The 2,388-nt window shown below is 36.5% G+C and carries 2 protein-coding genes; one reads left to right on the forward strand and one right to left on the reverse strand.

Annotated elements, in window-relative coordinates; translation table 11 throughout:
- The coding region (locus tag F1E73_RS16680; RefSeq protein ID WP_150452618.1) for a type I restriction-modification system subunit M at positions 1-998 on the reverse strand (998 nt) is incomplete at its 3' end.
- A gap of 311 nt (positions 999-1,309) precedes the next feature.
- On the opposite strand from F1E73_RS16680, the gene F1E73_RS16685 reads away from it, so the two are divergent.
- On the forward strand, positions 1,310-2,224 hold the full coding sequence (locus tag F1E73_RS16685; RefSeq protein ID WP_086476970.1) for a phospholipase D-like domain-containing protein: 915 nt from the start codon (positions 1,310-1,312) through the stop codon (positions 2,222-2,224).
- Positions 2,225-2,388 lie beyond the last annotated feature (164 nt).

Raw genomic sequence — 2,388 nt, forward strand, 5'->3', positions numbered from 1 at the left:
GCCTTAGAACTGGGTGCCAATTTCCCATAGGCCGAAAATCGGTCGTCGCTCATAAACAAGGGACTCGCGCTCCACTTTGCCGAGAAGGGCGGATTGGCTACAATGGCCTCAAACCGTAAGTCTAGATGTTGTGGTCGCTCTAGGGTGTCCTCATTCTTTATGTCGAACCGCTTGTAATGCACATCGTGCATAATCATGTTCATTCGGCACAAGTTATAAGTAGTAGGATTCATCTCCTGCCCGTAATAGGCACCCACACTCTTTACCTCCTTGGCCACACGCAACAATAGCGAGCCAGAACCACAGGTAGGGTCGTACACATTTTTCAGTTGCTCCTTGCCCACGGTCACTAACTGCGCCAAAACATTGGACACTTGTTGTGGGGTATAGAACTCCCCGGCCTTTTTCCCAGCACCACTGGCAAACTGCCCAATTAAATACTCATAGGCATCCCCTAGTACATCACTATCCGTGTTTTCTAAATCAAAATCTACCTCATCTAAATGCGTAAGGACTTTTACAATAAGCTCGTTCTTATCATTTTCAGATTTTCCTAACTTGGAGCTGGTGAGGTCCAAATCTTCAAATAAGTTTCCAAAATCCTCTTCACTTTCAGACCCCATGGTACTTTGCTCTATATGAGTAAGCACTTTAGCCAAATCTCCCAGAATAAACTGGTGCTTTCCACCGCCATTACCTCTTTTTGCCAATTCACTAAACAAGTCGGACGGTCTTAAAAAATACCCCAAGCGGTCTAAGGCAGCATCTTTAATAGCAGCCATATATTCGGCTTCCTGGGGATGTCCTTCAATTTCTTGAAAAGTGAGTCCGTCTGGTTTTAATATTTTATTGGCATACAGGTTCATTTTTGTACTTAAGTACTTATAAAAAATGAAGCCCAATATATAATCGCGGAATTCATCGGCATTCATTTTACCTCGTAGGGTATTGGCAATGTTCCAGAGTTGTTGCTCTAGTTTTGCTTTCTGTTCTGTCATTGATGTGGTGGGTGTAATTTTATTAAGCCTTAAAGATATCCAATTATCTTAAATTTCCTATCTAGACCTTTGAACTTAAAGCATGATTAAACCTTTATCATAGATCGTACTTGTGCTTTTATTTAAAAAAGTTTACCGCTTTTTGGTATCGCCTTTGGGATATATACTTATTATGAAAGAGCACACATTGGAATCAATTATAGCAAGTTAAAAACCAAGTCTAGGGAGGTGCTTCAAAATTTATAATGCAATAAAACTTTTTGACAGACGTTTCCTATTAAAATAATCGACTAATCTTTATACTGAAAACAATGACTATAGATGGTGAATTTTTATTTGACAATCAATTGATTGCAGCGGTTGAGAACATAATTAGAACTTCCAAGAATGAATTATTATTAATATCACCTTTCCTCGACTTAGATAAGAGGATTGAGGATGCACTACGAGAAAAAATAGGTAAACCCGATTTTAGGCTAAGGGTCCTATTTGGCAAGAATGAAAACAACATTTATAAAAGTATAAAAAAAGACAGTTTAGAATTTTTAAAATCATTCCCCAACGTAGAGATTAGATATAATGAAAGGTTACATGCTAAGTTCTTCCAGAATGACACACACTTTATGTTAACCAGTCTAAATCTATATGACTATTCCTTAGCTAACAATATTGAATCTGGATTTTTAGTGCATTACGCATCTACAGGAATACTGGGCAAGGTAATAGACGGTGCTGATTCCTTAATATCACAAGGAGTATCAACCGTTAAGAATAATGTTTTTGGATTAAATAACAATGAAACCGATCCCTTAGAAAAATTCAATAAAATATTTGAGGGTTCTGAATTGAAGTTTAAAAGCGAACCTATATTAAAAGAAAGTAAGGGTTTAAGTGGGTTAATAGGATCTAAAAAACTAGAAGGAATAAAAATTGTAATAGATGATCTTACTCCAGTAGAAAAAAAGAACAAACAAAATCCAAAACCATCCAAGACAAACAGCAGAGTTAGAACAATGGACAGCCGCATATACTCGGCTTCTAAAATTTCCAAAATCTTAGGTTTAAAACAAGCTGAGTTTATTGATTTAATGGAAAATGATGGTCTCATTAACGGTGATGAAATTACTGACAAAGGATTGGCAAAAGGCTTGTGTATGAAAAATTATATGGGTCGAGATTATATTGCCTATCCTGAACACATTATGGAAGAAGTAAAGGTTAAATAGCGTAATACACAAAGAGTAGGGAGAAATGAACGCTACTCCTTGTTAAGATACTATAGACCTATTTAAATATAGAATCTTACTAAGTATGCTTTTTTTCCTAAAAATGATATGAATATTATGGTTTCTTCCTAATTTTCGCACTGGTCACAACTAGTGTATTTGGG

This window comes from Arenibacter lacus (genome assembly GCF_008711145.1).
Classification (GTDB): Bacteria; Bacteroidota; Bacteroidia; order Flavobacteriales; family Flavobacteriaceae; genus Arenibacter; species Arenibacter amylolyticus.